Origin of the sequence: Bacillus sp. S14(2024) (assembly GCF_050473785.1) — a bacterium.
In the GTDB taxonomy this organism is placed as follows: domain Bacteria; phylum Bacillota; class Bacilli; order Bacillales; family Bacillaceae_G; genus Bacillus_A; species Bacillus_A yunxiaonensis.
Window position 1 is genome coordinate 3,927,148 of sequence record NZ_JBFLUP010000006.1, and the last position, 17,102, is coordinate 3,944,249.

Annotated in this window: 12 protein-coding genes; 4 read left to right on the forward strand and 8 right to left on the reverse strand. The window is 36.8% G+C overall.

The genetic code is table 11. From position 1 onward, the window contains the following. Positions 1 to 349: 349 nt before the first annotated feature. Positions 350 to 3,022, reverse strand: coding sequence for an S-layer homology domain-containing protein (locus tag AB1279_RS19895; RefSeq protein WP_429760597.1), 2,673 nt, complete (start codon positions 3,020 to 3,022; stop codon positions 350 to 352). A 530-nt stretch (positions 3,023 to 3,552) separates the two neighbouring features. Further along, positions 3,553 to 5,409 (reverse strand): S-layer homology domain-containing protein, encoded by a 1,857-nt coding sequence (locus AB1279_RS19900; protein WP_429760598.1) that lies wholly within the window; start codon positions 5,407 to 5,409, stop codon positions 3,553 to 3,555. A gap of 346 nt (positions 5,410 to 5,755) precedes the next feature. Here AB1279_RS19900 and AB1279_RS19905 point away from each other — a divergent pair, with 346 nt between their 5' ends. Continuing rightward, complete coding sequence (locus AB1279_RS19905; protein ID WP_429760599.1) at positions 5,756 to 7,198, forward strand: ArnT family glycosyltransferase; 1,443 nt, start codon at positions 5,756 to 5,758, stop codon at positions 7,196 to 7,198. Between the two features lie 45 nt (positions 7,199 to 7,243). On the opposite strand, the gene csaB is transcribed toward AB1279_RS19905, so the two are convergent. Together csaB and AB1279_RS19915 are read right to left on the reverse strand one after the other, a co-directional pair. Next, positions 7,244 to 8,329: a polysaccharide pyruvyl transferase CsaB gene (gene csaB / locus AB1279_RS19910; protein ID WP_429751967.1), complete on the reverse strand. Its 1,086-nt coding sequence runs from the start codon at positions 8,327 to 8,329 to the stop codon at positions 7,244 to 7,246. A 124-nt stretch (positions 8,330 to 8,453) separates the two neighbouring features. Further along, positions 8,454 to 9,992, reverse strand: a complete 1,539-nt coding sequence (locus tag AB1279_RS19915) for a putative polysaccharide biosynthesis protein (RefSeq protein ID WP_429761506.1) — start codon at positions 9,990 to 9,992, stop codon at positions 8,454 to 8,456. A gap of 437 nt (positions 9,993 to 10,429) precedes the next feature. Here AB1279_RS19915 and secA2 point away from each other — a divergent pair, with 437 nt between their 5' ends. Both secA2 and AB1279_RS19925 read left to right on the forward strand, forming a co-directional pair. Then, positions 10,430 to 12,793 carry an accessory Sec system translocase SecA2 gene (gene secA2 / locus AB1279_RS19920; RefSeq protein ID WP_429760600.1) on the forward strand — a complete coding sequence of 788 codons (2,364 nt, stop codon included), beginning with the start codon at positions 10,430 to 10,432 and terminating at the stop codon, positions 12,791 to 12,793. Between the two features lie 13 nt (positions 12,794 to 12,806). After that, entirely contained in the window at positions 12,807 to 13,685 is an 879-nt protein-coding gene (locus AB1279_RS19925; protein ID WP_429760601.1) for an accessory Sec system S-layer assembly protein, read from the forward strand. A gap of 83 nt (positions 13,686 to 13,768) precedes the next feature. On the opposite strand, the gene AB1279_RS19930 is transcribed toward AB1279_RS19925, so the two are convergent. Next, complete coding sequence (locus AB1279_RS19930; RefSeq protein ID WP_429751973.1) at positions 13,769 to 14,137, reverse strand: hypothetical protein; 369 nt, start codon at positions 14,135 to 14,137, stop codon at positions 13,769 to 13,771. A 268-nt stretch (positions 14,138 to 14,405) separates the two neighbouring features. Here AB1279_RS19930 and AB1279_RS19935 point away from each other — a divergent pair, with 268 nt between their 5' ends. Next, complete coding sequence (locus AB1279_RS19935; RefSeq protein ID WP_429760602.1) at positions 14,406 to 14,879, forward strand: hypothetical protein; 474 nt, start codon at positions 14,406 to 14,408, stop codon at positions 14,877 to 14,879. A 47-nt stretch (positions 14,880 to 14,926) separates the two neighbouring features. Here AB1279_RS19935 and AB1279_RS19940 read toward each other — a convergent pair whose 3' ends face one another. The 3 genes from AB1279_RS19940 to AB1279_RS19950 form a co-directional block, all read right to left on the reverse strand. Further along, positions 14,927 to 15,616, reverse strand: coding sequence for a pseudouridine synthase (locus AB1279_RS19940; protein ID WP_429760603.1), 690 nt, complete (start codon positions 15,614 to 15,616; stop codon positions 14,927 to 14,929). A gap of 144 nt (positions 15,617 to 15,760) precedes the next feature. After that, the gene (locus AB1279_RS19945) at positions 15,761 to 16,573 is read right to left on the reverse strand and encodes a DUF4247 domain-containing protein (RefSeq protein ID WP_429760605.1); all 813 of its coding nucleotides are present in this window, start codon (positions 16,571 to 16,573) and stop codon (positions 15,761 to 15,763) included. Positions 16,574 to 16,585: 12 nt separating this feature from the next. Further along, positions 16,586 to 17,092 (reverse strand): DUF4178 domain-containing protein, encoded by a 507-nt coding sequence (locus tag AB1279_RS19950; RefSeq protein ID WP_429751980.1) that lies wholly within the window; start codon positions 17,090 to 17,092, stop codon positions 16,586 to 16,588. Positions 17,093 to 17,102 lie beyond the last annotated feature (10 nt).

Genomic DNA, 17,102 nt, shown 5'->3' on the forward strand with positions numbered 1-17,102 from the left:
ACAATAGAAATATCACTTACGAATATTTGAAAAATATCTTTTTGCTCATATATACATATTTTCTTATGATAAGTATGAAAGAGGGGAATATTTGTATGTTGCGAGTCATAGTTACATATGAGCATTGAGCATCGTTTAGAAAAGATTATGGAAGGCGTTTAATAAGGGTTTCATGTATGAAGAAACTACATAGCTGTGGAATAAGACAAGAGACCTGTTCGTCTAAAATCACTATGATTGTAAAACATATTGGATCTTCTCCTTAATATATAAAAAATCCCCAACCTCTTGAGGCTAGGGAATTTTTTATTAAGTCATTAATCTGGTCAAACAGATGACTAAGAGTTAATTAGAAATCAACTTTAACGCCTTTAGTAGCAACTACGTTACCAGCTTTATCTACAACTTTGAATAATACTGTACCATTGTCACCAGAAGCTACAGCAACACCAGTAACAACATCAGTTGCAGGAGCACCAGCAATTGTTCCAGTAGTAGTCATTACTGCAGAACCTACAAGAACATCATCATTGTCAAATTTACCATTTGCATCTTTATCGATGTATAAAGAGCCGTTAGTTGCATTTACACCAGCTGCATTTGTCGCATTACCAGTTACGTCAAGACGTACAGGTTGAGATACAGCTTTAGATAATGTAATACCAGAAATTACTGGATCTTGGCCGCCTTCTTTGTAAGTTAAGAAGTCTTTGTAAGTTAAAGTTTTAGCATAAGTTGGTACTTCAACATTTTTTAATGTAGCTCCAGTTGCATTATAACCAACGTTTTCTACAGTAACTTTGAAAGTTTTTACAATTTTGCTGTCTGCTTTATTTGTTACAGTAATTGTCGCTGTACCAGCTTTTGTACCAGCTTCTACAACAAGGTATCCATCAGCAGCATGCACTTGAGCAGCAGTTAATACACCAGGTGCTGAAGCATCAACTTTTACATCGTACTCAGCTGCTTTTGTTTGAGGATTACTTACTGCTACTCCATCAGCATTTAAACCTTTTAAATTAATTTTCAGGTATTTATCTGCTTGTAAATCAAGCGTTGCATCAGTAGAAACTTGCTCTTTAGTAACAGTAGTAGAACTCACTGCAGCATTGATATTAGCTAAATCAGTATCAGTGATATCATCATCAGCTGTAAGTGAATATTGAGCTAAAGTATCATTAGCTGTTACAGTAGCTTTTACTGTAGTTGAACCAATTTTAACGCCAGCTGCATTACGGAATGTTACTAAAGATGTACCAGCACCTTTATCATTACCAGTAAATGTTAAATCAGCCTCGCCAGATTGATCAGTTGAATCTGTAAGTACTGCACCTACTACAGTAGGATTAGATTGTTCTAAAGTTACATTACCACCTTTGATAACCATTGGATCACCATATTGATCTAATAGATTAACGCTAATTGTTTTAGTAGCTTTAGATGATAATGATACTGCATTAGCACTTGTAGAAACTGTAGTTGCTTCACGTTTACCATTTTTCACTGTGATTGCTTTAGTGTAAGTAGCTCCACCGTAAGTCACAGTGATTGTTGCTGTACCAGGGCCTTGAGCAGTTAATACGCCAGCTTGGTTTACTGATACTACAGAATCATCAGATGATTTAACAGTAAATCCAGAAGTTACTTCATTTACATCAGAACCTGCTTTTACTTTCAGTTGATCAAAAGCAGCTGTTTCACCAGTAACAAGCGTTGAGCTATTTTGATAGAAGTCGTTAGCCCATGTGCCATCATGTCCATCAGTGCCATAGTTTACTAATCTAGCGCTAGTGATTCCATCAGCAGCTAAATCAAGATTTTTGATAGTAACTTTTGCTAGGTCAGAAGTAATTACTTCAGAGCCTTTTGTTAATGTTACTTTTACATATACATCTAAACCTGATGTTGGAATTGTAAATTTAGATGCTAAGTTAGTGTTTAATTCACCAGTTGCATCAGATTTAAGTAAATCGCTCTTGATAGATGTTTTTGCATCTTTTTTATCAAATGCATCAAATGATACAGTATAACCAGCATTGATTAATTCTTGAGCAGTAACTTTCTTACCGTCAACTCTGATTGATACAAATTGGTTAGCAGTATCATCATCGTAAGTAGCTACATCAACAGCAGCTGTAGAAGCTTCTACTTTGTAAGTTACGTCGAAGTCAGCACCTTTTACAGTAACTTTAGTTGTTTGATCTACTACTAATTCATCTTTAAGTGTTACAGTAGCAGTTTTTCCGTCAGCAGCTGGAGTTACAGAAGATACTGTGTTGTTAGCTACAGTGATATCATCTTTTGTTAATTTATTTAAGTTTGTACCTGCAATTGTTAAAGTAGTAGAGTTAGTTGCGCTTACAGACTCAGCTTTAACTTCTGTAGATGCAGGCACATAGTTCATTGCATTGTAAATGAATTGAGCAGCTTCTTCACGAGTTACAGTAGCGTTTGGATCGAATTTGCCGTCGCCTTTACCAGATACGATGTTTAAGCTAGCAAGAGTTTCGATAGAAGACTTCGCAGTAGCCCATCCTAAACCATCGATGTCATTGAAAGTTTTTTTGTTGTTTTCGTCAGCTTTGAAGCCGTATGCATTCACAAGGATTTGTGCCATTTGTGCACGAGTTAATTCTTGCTCTGGACCAAATTTGCCATTGCCTAAACCAGCCATAACTTTGTTTTTCTCAGCAGTCGCGATGAATTTTTCATACATGCTACCTGCAACATCAGAGAATGATGGTGCATCTGATGTAATTTCAAGACCTTTTGCTTTTACCATGAAAGTAGCAACTTGAGCACGAGTTACGTTTTGACCGAAACCAAATGTACCGTCACCTTGACCTGCGATAATTTTCTTTGCAGCCATGTCGTTGATCGCTTTTTCAGACCAGTGACCAGCAGGAACATCCTTGAATGTGTTTTCTGCAGCAGATGCAGCAACTGGAGCTACTACGCCAGCTACCATTGCAGCTGTCATTGTACCAGCAACTAATTTGTTGAAAGATTTGTTTTTTGCCATTTTATCTATTTCCTCCTTGAGAAATATAATACTAGCTTCGGAAATATGTATTTGGGAAACTAGTGAAATCCCTAAATAAGTATTTACTTGGTAAAAAATAATGTAAATGTCAACAAATAACTATAGTGTTAACAAATAACTAGTTTACCAATTTGTTGAACCATGTACATAATACGCCATTTTTTCCTTTTTTTAAAGAATTTTATATCGCAAAATTCGACAAAGAAAACGGTCTCCTATTGAGCATCCCTTTCCTGTTTTTTCATTCAGGTCAGCAGCAATACGATCCCGCACCATAATAGTGCAATAGCAGTATAAATAAGGTTCCGTATATATGTAATAACTAATATACGAATACTATTATAACATAAACAATAAATATGCCAACTATTTTTTTATTTTAAAACAGTCTTATAACTCGACATCATTCGACAATTATAATTCTCACTTTCGACAAACGAGATTCTTTTTTGTCGATTTTTTTTAGAAGAAACAGGTAGTTTCTCAATAGATCCTACCTGTTTCTTCAATTATTGGTTCACATATTCGGCATTTTCTTTGGCGATATATCCTTCTGCTACAGTCGGATCATCTGAAACGACCTTCAGCCAGGCTTGTCCATTGATCGTTTCTTCGCCTGTAACTGTTACAATTGTGCCGTTTCCTACGTGATACAATTTTTCGTTCGCATTGTTTGTCACGTCTGCACCGTTTGTAATGCGAGCAAGCTTGTACTTGTTATAATCTTTTTTACCTAAGTACGTGTCAAATCGGAACATATGCCCCGCTACTTTTTCTCCCCAGTATGGGTCTGAAGCGTACTTCATATTTACACCGCCAGCTTTGTTGCCTGTGTAAGTAGCTGTATAGCGCCAATGTCCTGGATTCAAATAGCCTTCATTCATATATACTTTTGCTGCATGTTCAATGCAGTCTTCTTTACTATTGAATGTTTCACCATTACCAAACGGGCTATCATCAGTCGCTCTTAGTCCAAATAAATTGTTTTTTTCTTTCGCAAGCTGACTTGTTCCATACAAACTTTCATGAACAGCTAGTGAGTATAAGAAGAGTGCATTCACGTTATACTTACTTTCTACTTCTTTAAATTTCTTACCTAAGCCAATTAATGGCGAATCAGGCTGGCGCCATTTAATATAGTTATCTAGCTCTTCTGCTGTATACGCTGTTTTTGTTCGCAGTGATACGTAGTTAAAATATTGATAGAACGTTTCGTTGCCAAATGTTTTCCCGTCCACACTGTACACTTTTTGTTCCGGCTTCATAAATGACGGTGCTTTTCCGTATCTATATTCCGTATAACTTGGTGAACTAGAAGCGAAGTTATAGTATTTATGATATAAATAGCCATCTTCTGCCTTTACATAATAGTAGGACTCTTTCATTTGATTTGTAGGAATTAACGTGACTTCATCCTTTTTCACGTAATAACCGTTCAAATCAGAAATTTGAACTTTCACGCGGTCTCCTTCAACGCCTAACACTTTCAGTTCCGTACCGTATTGCACGTACGTTACAGCCTTTTGTAAATCTTCACCGTATATATTGATTGTATTTCCGCTTGTTTTCTTCGCAACTGCATAACCATCATGAATCCAAATAAATTCACCGTTATATTTCACCGCATTCACACCTTGACTTTGTGCGCCTGCTACTGCTTCTTCATAAGATGAATAGCGCCCTATTTCTTGCTCTTTTCCATCTACTTTCACATTTGTAATGACATAAGGCTTCGTTTCAATCGGAGTTGTTGGTCCATTATTTTCAATCGATTGAATCATACCGCTAAGGAAGGCTGCTGCTGTTCCTCTTGTTGCTGGAAGCTTCGGTCTAAATGTGTGATCTTCTGGATACCCTTTAATAATGCCAGCTGCTACAACAACTTGAACATGTTCTGGATATGCAATTTGCGCCGCATCTGTAAATGTTAATGGTGATAACGGTATGTTAATTTTCTTATACGCTAAAGCGTTTCGCACCATAACCGCCATTTCTTCACGCGTAATATTATCATCAGGACCAAACGTATTGTTTCCGCGTCCTGAAATAATGTTCGCCGCGGCTGCTTTACTTACACCTTCATATAGACCATACGATGCTGGTACATCTGTAAAGTTCGAATCAGCTTTAGGAAGCTGTAATGCTTTCGCTATTAAAGTAGCAAATTCTGCTCTTGATACATTTTTATCTGGTAAATATATATTATTTCCATACCCAGACATAATCCCTCGATCAATTAAGCCTCGCATTTGTTTTTCAAACATATGACCTGTTATATCATCAGTCGCTGCATAGCTTGCTGCAGGACTCAAAAGTAAAGACCCCGTTAACATAAACGCCGTGACACCCTTTGAAAATCGCTTCACTGGTATCCCCCTAAAATTTATTTATAATAGTTTACTAGTTTCAAATCGATTATAACCTACATATATTGCTAAAATAAACAAAAAATAGAATAATGTGTAGAATTTTGCCATACTTACTCTATTTATACTCAAAAAACAGCGCCAAAATCAATATATTTTTATAAAAAAATAAATTAATTTGAATTATATAACGATAACTTTACCCCTTTTGTACACGAGGTAAAACTCCATGCTATAATTATAAGGTTGTACATAGTAGAAAAATTTCGAACAATGAACGATAGATTACTTCACATATATTTCCTGCTTTACAACAATTTACACATATTATAACGGAGGATAAAAAGTGGCTAGGCTATATAAATTTTCATCTCAATCATTACGCATACTCGCATTATTATTTTTTATCATCACATTACTGTATTCACTCCAATCAGCAGTGAATACACCTGAATATTCTCCCTTTATGCTGCTCGGATTAATACCTGGCATAATCGGTGTTCTTATCATTGCATGGTGGATGAATCGATATTTAACAAAGAGGCAAACCATCATATTCTTAAGTTTGCTAGCATTTAGTTTGCGGCTCATTTGGGTGTTAATGATACATACGAACGTCGTACAAGATTTCGAAAAGATGTATCTTGGTGCAGTCGATGCCGCTCATGGAGATTTTCAGTTTGCAGATAAACCATATTTTACAACTTGGGTATATCAATTAGGATTTACGATGTATCAGGCTGGTGTGTTAAAGATCTTCGGAGAAGGTACATTTGCACTTAAATTTCTTAATATTATATATTGCACTGGGATCACCCTTTTTACATACCGCATTGCTGCACGTCTTTTTAACGAGTACTGCGGCAGAATCGCCGGCTTAATCTTTGCGGTTTATGTGCCAAACATTCTAATGTGCTCCGTATTAACGAATGAACATTTTTCAACTTTTCTTTTTTATGCAGGATTTTATCTTCTTATAAAAAAAGGAATCTCTCATGTGTATGCATGGATATTTGTTGGTATTTTACTTTCTCTTGGAGACATTATGAGACCGCTTGGCAGTGTCATTCTGCTTGCATTAGCAATTTTCTTATGTATCGTTTACATAATCGGGAATGAAAACGTAAAAAAAGCAATGGTCTTCAAAAAACTAATCGGAATCATTGGCGTTTTTTATATCGTTCATTATGTATGCAGCTATTCATTGATTGCAGCTGGAATTACACAATATCCATTATCAAACCGCGATCCATATTGGAAATTTGTATTAGGATTCAACCATACAACAACAGGACAATTTTCTGTTCCTGATTATAAACTTGTGAATCAATATGAAGTCGGTGAAGAACGTTTCGATATCGAAAAAAACCTTATAAAAGAACGGACTGCAGATAAAAAGCAATTACTCGTTTTATTTAAAGATAAATTTAAAGTGATGTGGGGAAGCTATGATGCCGCTCCGTATTGGAGTTTAGAAGGTTATGAGAAACCACGGCTGCAAAAGCTGTTATGGATTGCAGAAAAATTAATGTACATTACCATTAGTATATTTGCAATTATATCTTTAGCCAGCATGATAAAAGGGAATACGAAAAAAGAGCACTTATTCTTTTTACTGCTTATTCTCGGTTATGCAGCTGTTCACATACTGATTGAAATACAAACGCGCTATCGTTCCTTTATTATTCCAAGCTTCGTTATCATACAAAGCTATGGTATGTATGTTGTTACACAATATGTAACAACATACATACCATTCTTTAGAGTAAATAAAAGAGAACAAACGTGAGGCTATCATAATAGCCTCTTTTTTTACAAAAAAAAAGAAAGCAGCCTACTTTTTCTGACTACTTTCTTTTAAATGCTGAATAATTTGTCCCGATGCTTCCGAAATTTTCATTCGTAATTCATCTACTCGTTGTTCTAATGTATGCCGGACACCCTCTTGTCCATCAAGTTGCTTTTTTGCCATATTATATAATGCTTCCGCATTCCAGTCTCCATCAACACTGCCGATAATTGGCTGATTCACTTGTCGTAAAAATGAATCAATCTTCGGATCATACGAAATGCCAACCATTGGTGTATTTGCAACAGCTGAGAAAATAAGTGCATGAAGACGCATTCCAATTAAAAGAGAACACTGTGATAAAATAGACATTTTCTCATCAATATCCATTTTATACGGAAGCATATGTGCTTCTTCTCCCATTAAGTTAATCACATCTCGTGATGCCTGTTGATCGTATGGACCATGCATCGGTACAAACAGAATATGATAACCTTCTTGCTTTAATTTCTTTAACGCTTCAGCTAGTTTTTTCTTATAATCTTCTTTTGCATCCCAATCACGTACGCTAACGGCAATGACATTACCATGCAAGGAATGCTCCTGCAACCAATCTGATTTCTTCTCAGGCTTGCAAGCCAGCACCGGATCCGGGACAAGTGCGATATCTTTCTTCATCCCGATTTCTTTTAAGTATAAGAATGAATCTTCATCACGCACAGATACATATGCAGCTCTTGATACGTGCCATTTCACTAATAAGCGATTATGCTTTTTTGTAATCGGACCAATTCCCTGTGCGTAAATGTAATACGGCTTCTTTAATAAACGTGCAATACGCATAATCGCCGTATAATACAAAATACTTTTCACACTCGTTTTATCTTGAAGAAGGCTGCCTCCCCCGCTAATCAATCCGTCACTTTTTTTAATTGCTCCATAAATTGCTTTTATATTCCAACGGTTTACTGCTTCTACACCGTACATTTTCTGCGTATAATCAGGGTCATTTGAAAGTACAATGAGCTCGATATTCGGATGTTCCTCCTGCAATGCTTGAATAATTGATTGCAAAATCGCTTCGTCCCCAACGTTATAAAAACCATAGTATCCTGATAAAACTAACCGCACTCTTAATCTCCTCCAACATTTCGCAATCAACTATTTTTGTACTCAGTTAAGCTGCTATACAGTCCTTATTCTAAAGGGATTCATAATGAAAATAAATATTAAATTTATACCTATTACAATTCTATTATCGTATCCACTTCCGAAGTAAAGGGATCTTTTTTGCATCTTCTTTTGCAATCCACTGTAGTTTTATAGCACATACTATATATAACAAAGAAGCGAGCCCCATCGCCGCACAGCTATATAGCAATGCGATAAAGCGAGAACTTGTTACATCTATTATAGTCGTTACACTATACATACCTAAACCAAGTACACAAGAAACTACAAGAATTGATACATATTCTCCTATCCTTATCCCGTACGAAATATGCTTTCGGATGCAAATATCATTCACAATAAAAATAAGTATATAAATAAACAATGTGCTATACGCCGCTCCGTCTATGCCAAACTTAGCAACTAGCACAACATTCAATAATGCTTTAACAAAGCTGGCTCCAATTACAATCCACGCCGCTTGCATGGAACGATTAATTCCTTGCAAAATCCCTATTGATAATAACACAAAAGAAGTAAAATACGAACTGCCAACAATGACTGCTAACATGCTGCTTCCTTTCGCATCTGTAAATAAACCTACATTTAATGGAATTGTTAACGCGATCAGCCATATCGTCATTGGCGTTGTAAGTAAATGAGCTAACTTATATGTTCGCTGCACCATGTCACGCGCAGCTCCTCTATCGTTCTTTGCTAAAGCCGTTGTTAACAACGGGATTAGCGGGAATACAATTGCACTTGCAAATACAACAATTAATTGTGTAAATGCACTTCCCCTGCTATAAATTCCAAATTGCTCTTGTATCATTGCCGCTGTTCCTTGCATGACATGCGGAATTGTTACAGAATCGATTAAGCCTAGAAGCGGCATCGACAATGCACCAATTGCAATTGGAATCGATACGCGCAAAATCTTCTTTCCATCCTTTTTCAAATCTGCAAATGAATAGGATGTTGCTTTATAACAGTGCGCACTTTTTACATACGTCCAGCGTAAATACACAAGCGAGCTGATCACACCAATACAGGAACCAATCATTGCTCCGCCTGCTATTACACTACTGCTTTTTTGCGAGAGTACGAACATGTATGCAATCGTCAGCATGAATAATACCCGAATGAACTGTTCAATTACTTGTGATACACCTGTTGGCATCATATCCCCAAATCCTTGGAAATAGCCGCGATATACTGCCATATACGGCGCAAATAAAAGCGCAAATGATACAACAAGAAGAGGAAATCTTGTCTCTTGTCCACCTAACATCGCTGCAATTGGCTCTGACCATATAACAATTGCAAGAAAGCCAACTGTTCCAAAAAGGGCTCCTAATATAGAAGCAGACGTAAATAGTTTCGCAATACCTTCTTTATCATCAGTTGTTTGAAGCTCCGCAATTAACTTTGATATCGCAAGAGGAATGCCTGCTACAGATAAAGTTAAAGCTAGCATATACACCGGAAACACAAGGCGGAAAATACCAAGTACCTCATCCCCAGCAATATTTTGAAGCGGAATTTGAAAGAAGCTTCCTAGCAACTTCGATAAAAATGTTGTAATTGTTAAAATCGCTGCTCCTTTAACTAACGTTTTACTCATGTTTTTCTTCTCTTTTCTTTCTACATCTCTATTACACATTTCAGCAGCACGAACATACACTGCCATTTCCATTCTATCGTATATATAAAAGGTACTTTTCATACATGTACTTTCCTAACTGTACATGTTTACTATCAGTTCTACTAAATTCGACATGATTTGCCTCATTCAATTATCATATCAAATTTCTCATACATTGAATACTCTTTCCTTCTATTTGCAAAATGAACATGGCCCTTACAGACAATCTCCATACAGAGCCTCCTTCTATTATTAAATTGTTTATAGGTAAGTATTTCATGCACAACCAAAATATGAAAAATCACGCAACAAAAGGCGTCCTATACATATTTTTCTTTAATTATCTGCCTATTCTTTTTTCCGAATAAACATGTGCTATAATGTAGCTATTGTCAGTAAGAGGAGTGTAGAAAAGCATGCTGAAATCGTTTAAAAAGATTTTAGGAGATCAACAAAAACGCAAGTTGAAAAAATATGAGCAACTTGTTGATGAAATGAATAGATTAGAACACCAAATGGAAGCATTATCTGACGAAGAATTGCGTCAAAAGACAGCTATTTTTCAAGAGATGATTCAAAATGGAAAAACCATTCATGATGTGAAAGTAGAAGCGTTCGCTGTTGTTCGAGAAGCAGCAAAGCGTGTATTAGGACTGCGCCATTATGACGTACAGTTAATTGGCGGGCTTGTGTTACTAGAAGGTAATATCGCAGAGATGCCTACAGGGGAAGGAAAAACTCTTGTTGCTTCCTTGCCAACATACGTACGCGCATTAGAAGGTAAAGGTGTACATGTTATTACAGTAAATGATTATTTAGCAAAACGCGATAAAGAATTAATTGGTCAAGTACATGAGTTTCTCGGTTTAACAGTCGGTTTAAATATCCCGCTGATGGAACCACATGAAAAGAAACACGCATACGAAGCTCATATTACATACGGAATCGGAACAGAGTTTGGATTCGATTATCTTCGTGATAACACGGCAGCGTCTATCGCTGATAAAGTGCAACGCCCGTATCACTTTGCCATCATCGATGAAATTGACAGCGTCTTAATTGATGAAGCGAAAACACCTCTTATTATTGCTGGTAAGAAATCAGGAAGTTCACAACTTCATTATTTATGTGCAAAAGTGATTAAATCGTTTGAAAAAGACGTTCATTATACATACGATCCAGAAACAAAGTCTTCTAGTTTTACAGAAGATGGCATAACAAAAATTGAAGATATGTTTGATATCGATAACTTATACGACCTTGAGCATCAAACACTCTATCATTATATGATTCAAGCATTACGTGCAAATGTTACGTTCCACCGCGATGTCGACTATATCGTACACGATGGTGAAATTTTACTTGTCGATATTTTCACAGGCCGCGTTATGGAAGGACGCTCTTTAAGCGATGGCTTACATCAAGCAATTGAAGCAAAAGAAGGTCTTGAAGTAACAGACGAGAACCAAACACAAGCATCGATTACAATTCAAAACTTCTTCCGCATGTATCCTACTGTATCAGGAATGACCGGAACAGGAAAAACAGAAGAGAAAGAATTTAATAGCGTCTACGGGATGGAAGTCATTCCAATTCCGACAAACCGCCCTGTACTGCGCGACGACATGAACGATCTTGTCTTTATGACAATTGATGATAAATATAAGGCAGTTCGTGAAGAAGTCTTGAAGCGCCATAAAACAGGACAACCCATTTTAATTGGAACAGCATCTATTTTACAATCGGAAACAGCTGCGAAATATTTAGATGAAGCAGGGCTATCGTATCAACTTCTTAACGCAAAAAGCGTAGAACAAGAATCAGAACTGATTGCAAAAGCTGGGCAAAAAGGACAAATCACGATTGCGACAAATATGGCCGGCCGTGGTACTGATATTTTATTAGGTGAAGGTGTACATGAACTGGGCGGCTTACACGTAATCGGAACAGAGCGCCATGAATCTCGCCGCGTTGATAATCAGCTAAAAGGACGTGCTGGTCGTCAAGGAGATCCTGGCAGTTCACAATTTTTCATTTCAATCGAGGATGAAATGTTCCACCGCTTTGCAGAAGAAGAAGTGGAAAAGCTAAGAAAATCATTAAAGTCGGATGAAAAAGGACTCATCCTTACGCCAAAAATTCATGATTTCGTTACTCGTACACAGTTAATTTGCGAAGGAAGTTATTTTTCAATCCGTGAATATAACTTAAAACTTGATGATGTCATTAACGACCAGCGTAATGTCATTTACAAATTACGTGATACATTTTTAAATGAAGAAACAAATATGATTTCACTTGTTATTCCGATGATTGAGCATACTGTGGAACATACGGCACAGAAATATTTCCTAGAAGGAATGCTTCCGGAAGAATGGGATTTCACTTCCTTAACAGAAGAACTACAAGCCATTTTCCCATCAGAAGCATTGCCGCCTTTGTCAGCAGGTGACGTAAACTCTATTGAAGAATTACAAGCAGCACTGCAAGATACAATCGCAAGTTATACCGAAAAGGTACGTGAATTAGAAAATCGCTTAGAAGTGCAGCAAGCAACGCGTCAAATGGGCCTGCATTACATTGATCAAAACTGGGTGCAGCATTTAGAAGCGATGCATAATTTAAAAGAAGGAATTGGCTTACGTCAATATCAACAAGAAGACCCAGCACGCATTTATCAAAAAGAAGCGCTCGACATTTTCTTATATACGTACAGTAAATTCGAAAAAGAAATGTGCTTATATATCGCAAGACATCTAGCGGTCCCGCAAAACGTATAATGAGGTGAATTTCATGCTATCATTCTTAAAAAAAGCAAAGAAAACAGGAAAAGATACGGCTGTTTCGTCCGCTCAATTATTCGGACAAGAAGAAGCATCTACTCCTAATAAACCTATTAAACCAGTCCTATATTTCCATCCTTCTTGGGGGGAAGTTGGACAAGAACAAAAATATATTTATCAATTTTTACACAAGGAGTTACCTAGCTTACAAGAAAACCAAATTTCATTAGCAGGTATTGAAGTTAAAACCCAAGATGACTCTTATCACGTTGCTGCCTTTATTCGTAGCAGCATTCCAAAATCAATTAACTTTGGGGCTACAACTCTACTATTATTAAATAAAGATGAGCAAGTGTGTGCACGTAAAACCTTTGATTTGTCGGAATTAGGTGACATTCCTACAAATGTGAATATGCCTTGGATATTTACTTTCGATAAAGAAACAACGACTCATGCCCCTTTATCCAATGAAGATTGGCAATTAGCATTTGAAATAAAAGACAAGCATCAATTAGATTTAGATCCTACATGGGAAACAGAACTACCAGAAGAAAGTAAAATGCAACTACGTGAATTTGTTGCGAATTTAACACCTCCTACAGAAGGTGAAATTAACTTCTTAGGATTACAAGCACACAAACAAGAAAACGGTGATTTACATACAACCATTCTAATACGTAGTGGATATAACCGAAGTATTCAATTAGAACAGCTTCCTCTTCACATTGCCGATGCATCCGGAGACGTAGTTGCACAAGGTTCGTTTACGTTAACAAATTTTGAAGTGAAAGCAAATACAACAAAACCATGGACATTCATCTTCCCCGCTTCTTTAGTAAAAAAAGAAGATATTGATTTATCAACATGGAAAGCTTTTGTACCACAATAATCAGATTTTTAGATACTAACCAAAAAAGTCGTACCCCCATTTATACGGGGTACGACTTTTCATTATACGCTACGTAGCGGCAACTATTTCACGATTAAATGATCAATACGATATTGCGCTTCCAATTTACAGAATGAGTCTATATGTTGCACGCCATGTTCCTTCAAAATGTGCACCTGCTCTTCTGTCGGGTCTTCGTTAACCAATTCAGCGATTTTCTCATTCACTTTTGTTGCTAACGCTTGGTGAAAATCTGCATGTTCCTTTACCTTATCATCCACTTTATGAATCCATGTCGATTGTGTATATATGTAATCTTTCCATTGTTCAAGGAAGTGCTGCATGTCAAATTTCTCTTCACGCCATTCAATCTTCTTCATGTAATCTTCAAAAGAAGTAACAATTGATCGCGTAATTCCCATTTTGACACCATGTGGTAACTGTTTATACATCAAAATTTTCCCTCCAGCTTGAAGCATTTTCTTACAATAACTCATAACGCATTCAATGCGTATAAACAATATGTTAACATATTGCTAGTCTAAAATGTAAATATATTAGTTTAAAAACCTAGTAAATTTACCTTTCTTCGCTTATCAAAACCAATTGATGGAAGCGTTTCTAATAAGTGTACAAATCAACAAATTCAGTAACTTTCTCTATTTATATTCTTTCGTGGTATAATGAACCATTACATTTATTACAATCATGGAGGGTCCTATGCTAACTTTTGAAGAAAAATTAACGATTATTGAATCTTTTCCAGGGCTAGAAAGAAAAAACGTATCCCTAGGGCGCATTAACTTTCATTATGAAGAAAGCCGCCTAGATAAAAAGAACGTTGTGTATCATTTACATCCAAATGGAAATGGCTTCGTATACGCAGGACATTTAAAAGGCTACAAGACGAACGATAAAGGCATGGTAAATATCCGTGATTTTTCCGCGGAAGAACTTCGCTCATTACTTGAAAAATCACTTCATGCCCTTTCACAAGAACCAGTAGAAGAAATCACACTTACTGAAGATTTCCAAGAGGAAGAGTGGATCAACGAAGACAAACATATACTAACTCTCATACAAGAAGATGAAGATATGTGGAACGTTTATGCTGGAACGCTGTTGGATGGTACATTTAACTCTTACAAAGAAGCGGCACAGTACCTGGATGAAGAAGGATTTACACGCAAATAAGAGAAACGCTCTTTCCAAGTAGAAAGAGCGTTTTTCTTATTATCTTTTTAACCCAATAATGCAAGGAGCTCACTCAGCTCTTCCTCAGTAAGGTCACGCCACTCTCCCGTTTCAAGACCATCTACTGTAATATTCATAATCCGAATGCGTTCTAACCTAGTAACTGTATATCCGAATGCTCGGCACATACGGCGAATTTGACGGTTCATTCCTTGTGTCAAAATAATCCGAAATACGCAATCACTTATACGATATATTTTACACGGATCTGTTTTTCCATCACGAATCGTTACACCACCGGCCATTCCTTCTAAGAAAGCATCGTCAAATGGCTTATCCACCGTTACAATATACTCTTTCTCATGGCCATACTCAGAGCGCATCATTTTATTTACGATATCACCGTCATTTGTCATTAAAATTAATCCTTGCGACGCTTTATCTAAGCGGCCAATCGGAAAAATACGCTCTGGATAATTAACAAAATCGATAATATTTCCTTCTATATGCTTCGCTGCTGTACAAGTAATACCTACAGGTTTGTTTAAAGCTATATAAATATGGTGTGTCTTAGTTGGAATCGGCTTCCCATCAACAAGCACAATGTCACCAGGCTCTACCTCTTGACCTGGTTCACAAATCTCTCCATTAACAGTAATTCGCTTTGCCTCAATCAGGCGATTCGTTTCTCTTCTTGAATAGTAACCCGTTTCACTAATGAATTTATTAATTCTCATGCAAAATTCCTTTCCTATTTGCAATTCACATATGCTAGCACTTTCACCATTCTATCATGAGTGCGTATTACAAAAAAACACACAACGCCATGCTCATGGGTGTGTGTTTTTTTATCCTGCACTCACAAGGAGTAAAACTTCACTTTACCGTCTCTTCGTAATTGTCCCAGAACCTCCAACCCTTGTTTTCGGGGGAGAGTTATTCTTTGGAGGACTTATATTAGATGACTTCGGTTTAACATCTGAACCACTTGAATTATCGGGTGATTTGATAATTTTCCCTTTATTCTGTTCAGACGGCGGAACGGTTTGATTTTCCTTTTTCGTAACACCATCTTCATTTCCGACAGATGTACCAGAATTATTTACTTTGTCACTTCTCTTAATGATAGAGCCAGTGCCTTGTTTTGTTAGTGGCGGCAGCGTTTTTTTCTCTTGAGCAGTAGGCGGACGGTAATCAATTATCGGTTTGTACGTTTTCCGGCTTGTATACCCGCGGTAATCACCGTAATACGATTTATGAGAATCAAATAAATTGCTGACTATACTTCCTACAATGTAACCTTCTAAAAAAGATGGTTGATAATTTTGACGAACAAACTCCTTATTACTTACTTCAATTAATGTATCGGATGGTTTCTCCTTATCCTTCTGAATGTTATACAACTCATCAGGATACACGAGAAACATTTGATTTTCATCTTCTTTAGATATTTGCTCCGGCTTTTTTTGGTCGGCTAGCTTTTTGGCTATGGCGGGGACTGATTCATTGGCGGCCCTATATACATATGATTCTTGCTTTCCGTCTTTTACAACGGATTCTAACGGATAAAGATCTTTAACCTTGTTATCATTATCGCAACCCGACAAAGCGAAAAGAGCGATTACGAATATAATAGAAGCTGCAATGGTAAATCCTATAGATGCTTTCATCATGATAAACAATCGTTTTAACATGATTGCACCCCCTTACGTCGCTCGTATAATTTGCACATCTGCAGGAAGAGTTGTTTCCCCTTCGTACATCATTGTACGCCCTTCTTGCCATTCAATTCTAAGTAATTTCCGATTATCAGACTGAAACTCCCAAATATGCTGTTCACCTGATATTGCAAACGGTGTTCGCCCTGTAACAGATGCCCTGCAAGAGTATTGTTCCTCTAGATAATATTCTAAATCATCCATTTCAATTGTCGTAGGGATTTCATTGAAGGAATCTAATCGTCCATCAATTGGCGCATATAGTTCATAATAAACTTTTTCGCGATTTTCAACCTTTAAATAACGAATCGTATTTCCGTCCTGCAATGTTAAGAAAATCTCGTTTCGTTCATGCATACGAGTTTTTCCTATAATTTCATAAGTGACCAAAGATACCTCAAGAATATCCCCAGGCTCTAAAGACAACACGCTTTTCTCAGGCTTAACAGGTTCAGGACTTTTCAATATATTTTTAATACGTTTAAATAAACTCAAAAGCTATCCC